5 protein-coding genes are annotated in these 4,690 nt (G+C 33.6%); 2 read left to right on the top strand and 3 right to left on the bottom strand.

From position 1 onward, the window contains the following. Positions 1–363: 363 nt before the first annotated feature. The 3 genes from ACLLO5_RS28015 to ACLLO5_RS28005 form a co-directional block, all read right to left on the bottom strand. Positions 364–1,017 (bottom strand): hypothetical protein, encoded by a 654-nt coding sequence (locus tag ACLLO5_RS28015; RefSeq protein WP_413176521.1) that lies wholly within the window; start codon positions 1,015–1,017, stop codon positions 364–366. A 62-nt stretch (positions 1,018–1,079) separates the two neighbouring features. Beyond that, positions 1,080–2,048: a P63C domain-containing protein gene (locus ACLLO5_RS28010; protein ID WP_413176519.1), complete on the bottom strand. Its 969-nt coding sequence runs from the start codon at positions 2,046–2,048 to the stop codon at positions 1,080–1,082. Between the two features lie 190 nt (positions 2,049–2,238). Then, the gene (locus ACLLO5_RS28005; protein WP_413176525.1) at positions 2,239–3,222 is read right to left on the bottom strand and encodes a protein rep; all 984 of its coding nucleotides are present in this window, start codon (positions 3,220–3,222) and stop codon (positions 2,239–2,241) included. A 201-nt stretch (positions 3,223–3,423) separates the two neighbouring features. Here ACLLO5_RS28005 and ACLLO5_RS28000 point away from each other — a divergent pair, with 201 nt between their 5' ends. After that, entirely contained in the window at positions 3,424–4,092 is a 669-nt protein-coding gene (locus tag ACLLO5_RS28000) for a hypothetical protein (protein ID WP_413176524.1), read from the top strand. An 8-nt stretch (positions 4,093–4,100) separates the two neighbouring features. Beyond that, a complete protein-coding gene (locus tag ACLLO5_RS27995) occupies positions 4,101–4,496 on the top strand; it encodes a hypothetical protein (RefSeq protein ID WP_413176522.1) in 396 nt (131 codons plus the stop codon). The last annotated feature ends 194 nt before the right edge of the window (positions 4,497–4,690 follow it).

Here is a 4,690-nt window from a genome sequence, read left to right as displayed (position 1 = left end):
TCTTGCAATATCTTTTTCTGATAGTCGCAGTTTGACTAGAGATGCCAAGAGGACACCCGCCGTTTCGCTGGGCGGGTGTGTTGGCGGTTAGATTTAAATTACCTAAGCTGTTAGCAAAAATTCATTAAAACAGTCTGAAAATTATTTCTTATTAATCTGTAACTCTACTAAAGGTTTAATTTTAATCTTAATTTCTCCAGAATAATCAGACACAACTGCATAATAGGTAAAAATAAAAGTCGAAAAAGTAGATAAGAAAAATAACCAAATAAAATTAGTTTTATTCATAATAATTTTGTTTATATTGATTTGACATGAGAAGTAATTTCTCATGTCACAAATATAAACAAAACAAACTGGTATTCAGTAGGCATTATTTTGGGAATCTATCCAATTTTTAAGAGCCTGAAGTTTCTCAGGAGATGTCTTATCATCAGGAACGTAACGTAATTTTGTCTTTTCCCCAACAGTTACCCAAGAAATACCATCAGGATCTAACTCTTTTAATAAATCAAAAAATATGTTAGGACGATCTTTGTAATAACTTTTCTTGATTTTCACAAAAGCATCATCTTCTTTAAACCTTCTGGAAAGTTCAATAGATGTTAAAGAACGGATTTTAAAATTATTTTCTAAATCTAATAATCCTAATTGAGTAGATTTTTTAGACTTAGTATCTAATTCATTATCAATACTAATTGAATTAGTAACTATTTCTTTTCTCTCTAAATTATCAATTTTATTTGATTGAGTTTCTAAATCTAATTTGTATTTTTCTATCTGCTCAATCAATAATTTATTTGCAAGTTCTAAATCATACAACCTTAACTGTAAATCTTGAATCTTTGAATTAGAATCTAAATCAATATTCTCACCAGCATCTAGCTTGTGAGCAATTTCTAAAACTGCATCTCTAATATTTTTAGGAACGCGAATTAATACAGTATCTTCAAACTTTGCTCCAGATACCCATGTTGATTTACGCCCAGCACCTTTACGTTGTCCACCACGTATCATAACTACACCTTAGAATTAGTTACTAATTCATAGTAGCATGGATTTTGATTTAGTTACAATATCTAAAGTCCAGTAGAATTAGATATATCAGAAATATCAAATTCTTGTTCAAATTGAAGCGAAAGAGTTTCACCATATACAGGATGAACAATGTCCAACTTATTCTTAAAATCGTTATAATTTTTACTTAGCTTCATGATGGTTATAACAGATGCTAGATGTTCTCTAAGCTTTGGATGTCCAACATCAGACGTTAGTTTTCTATGTAAATGATATTTTCTTTTCCCAGAAGATAACTTAGGTATAGAGTTTCGTAATTCCTCTAATACGCCAGGGGCAAGTCGCTTATAAATAATATCATTTGTTAAATAACCAAAATAAGATGGGCGTTTAACAGTATCAGTTGGATAATTTAAGCCTCTAAGCCTAAAAAGATGCTCATAAAATTCATCAGGGAAAGTTTTAATCCAAGGCTGTAACTCTTTTGCAATAAAAGATTCTAATATTTTTACAAGTGCATCTGAAGCTCTATCTTTTTGGTATCCAGTTACTTCATCAACTAAAGCAATTATGCCTGTATGAGCTAAAGCTCTCATTAACAATTTTGCTTTTCTTGCTATTTCTTGTTGAGTTTCTCCAAGCTTAATAGTCCCTTTATCATGTGCTTCTTGAGCATCTATCCAAACATCACAAACTCTAGGAATTATCTCAGCCAATATCCCATTAGCTATAGCCCCTCCCTTTGTCCGGTATCTTACAGTTATGTGGTGCAGGTCATTAAAATGTTTACGAACAAAGGGTTCTAGCTGTTTAGAACTCAAAAAACTAGGAATAGGTGCAGATCCATCAACAGTAGTCTTATTAGAAGAATTTTTCCCTGAATAGTACATACCCATAACAGACATAAAATCGCCTTGAGTAAGTATTCTTGTACCATCACTAAGAACAGAACAAGGAAAAATTAATTCTCCAATAGGTAAATCTCCTGTATAAGAAGCTTTAGGTATTTTATTGTTAGCATCTTTAGCCATATTCCAATATCTTTGATTTAGTTACTAATTAATTACAACCATCATAGAAATAGTAACTTAATCAATCAACAAGCATTCTGATTAAGTTACTATTTCATTTATTTATCTAGCCGAAAACACATATTACATAAATAACATAAGTATCCTTAGTAATATGTGAATACGCAATGAATCAGATATAGTTACTAATTCATTCCATTAATCTATACTTAGCTTCTTTACGTTTCCAATTAAACATTAAACGCCCCTGCTCCTCAGACACTTCTGTTTCATCGTGTCCAATTAAATCTTGTGGTTCTTCCTCTAACTCCCGAAAGTAGTCCTTCAATATCCCACCAATAGAAATGGCCTTCGTATTTGCAATCTGACGGGTATACTCCAAAAACCATTCCTTATCCTGTACACTCCCATCACCTATCAAATTAGATGGCTTAGTCTGATACTTAATCACCTCAGCAATCAACGCCACTAAAGACCCTTTAGGTTTGAGCGCCTGGACATCTAAAACAGGCTTATAATCAACCCTCAAAGATTTTTGCCATAACTCACACCATTTATCCTGAGATAAATAGCTACGCCCAAAGTAACTACTTTTGACAACTAGCAAACAGTGAAAGTGTGGGTGGGCATCGCCCCGGCGACCTTTAGTAACCTCAACTGATTTCACCCATCCCTCCCCAGGAAAATCCTTGAGGCGTGACAACCTTGTAAAAGCTTTATTCATCCAGTCTATTGTTTGTCTAAGCTCACATATCTCACAGTTCTTAACAGTCAATGTCAGGAACAGAAATCTGTAGCATGGATAATCTTCTAAAAACTTGGGCAACGCCTTATAAGCACGAGCTTTGTACCTCAAACTTTTACGCCAACTACAAATCATGCACGTCCTAACATGGCAAAATCTCGCGCTTGCTAACTTTAGTCGTAATTCACCGCTATCAGTTGGTCTAAGGGCAAATTCCAAAAACTCAGCACAGAAATGGATGCGATCGCTGTAATTATCAAATTCTGTCCCTTTATAACGGAATTCTATACGGTCAGACTCAAATCTGTGGATATCCCAAGGCTTATCCTTCTCTGACAAATCAGATAGCGCAGGAGATATTGAATCACCTGACTTTTTAGATATAATGGGAGACAACAAGATTTCATCCGATGACCTATAATCGGACATGGAGATGAATCCCCTATATTTGGTTGTGAGTGGTATCCAATCATTATAGGGGATTTGTCATATATTTATCCATCTTATTGCATCAAACCCTTACTCTTCATAGTGTTGAGTCACATTTGGCGATGCAATAAGATGCCATATTAAGATTCAAGTGAAGGCGGAAAAGCCAAAAACCATAACAGCCAAAGAGGGTGATAGATTATGAAAATCCTCTTTTGGCTAGTTTTTTGGTTCTTTTTTATGCCTCAAGCAAATAATTTTTTTATTGAAAACTGGGATTATATTGCAAACAACCCGTCAGTAACATTTGGTATCTTCTTTTTTTGCTTGCTTATATCAACTACATTCTGCTATTTTGTATTTAAAAGAGAAATTGATACACTTAATGAAAGATTAAAAGCTAAAGATGATGATTTAAAAAGAAAAGATGATGATATAACAAGGCTTGAAAAAATATTAAAAGGTAAAGATGATGAAATACATCAATTAAAAAATAGGACTGATAACACACAAACAAAAGTAACGGAAACACCAAAAAGTAAAACAATCAAAGAACTTTCTAATAAAGAAATAGCAGGAATAACAATAAATATAGTTAAAGAAATACAACAGTCTATACAACAGTGGGAAAATTACAACGAAAAAAATAATCCAACAGAAACAGAAAAACAAATGTTACTAATGAATGAATATTTCTCTAAATACTTAGACAATACAATTGCTCTAAAACGTGAAATATCCGCAAGAATATACCCAGACACAACAGAAATAATAGAAGGATTTTATATTGGAGCATCTAAAAAAGATTTAATATTAACAGTTTGCAACGATTTAATAAATCTAGCAAATAAAGTTAATACCAAAAAATAAACTTAAAAATGCAACTACCAGAACCCTATTTATCACCAAACAGATGGATCGCACAAATTGAGAAAGATACAGTAATCATCAACCCCATGTATCATGGCAGAGGAAAATACGTAGTTATCTGTTGGAATCCATTAGGAATTAAATCAGATAGATTCCACTCATTTAACACCCCAGGAGATGCCCAACAATGGATTAAAAGTTTAGAACAGAACATACAACATGTAGAAACTGAACATGGAAAAGCCACAGTATTTATTTGCGCTGATGGTGAATACTGGCAAGCAATAAAAGATGAAGGTATACCAACATACAGCAAGCTATACCAAGTTATCAATATGGAACACGCTGTAGCAATGGTGAAATGTACTCTGGAATCATTAACAAATAAAGAATCTATTTTCTAATTAGTCGTGATGCCCCTATGAGTGCGCGAGAGGGGAAACCCCTCTCAGGACTCTCCCCCATGCCTGTTTTTGACTGACTGCTAATTGAGCAGTCGTTTAGCCCCTGGATTGATTGGAGCAGTCAGTCACCGCTACGCTAAAACAGGCTCAAAAATCTTTGCTCATATAGAAAAAGATATTGTAAAAGGTTAACC

The sequence above is a fragment of the Anabaena azotica SJ-1 genome (assembly GCF_047275885.1).
Classification (GTDB): Bacteria; Cyanobacteriota; Cyanobacteriia; order Cyanobacteriales; family Nostocaceae; genus Trichormus_B; species Trichormus_B azotica_A.
The sequence above is the reverse complement of the archived record's forward strand: the minus strand, read 5'-3'. Positions and strand labels throughout refer to the sequence as shown.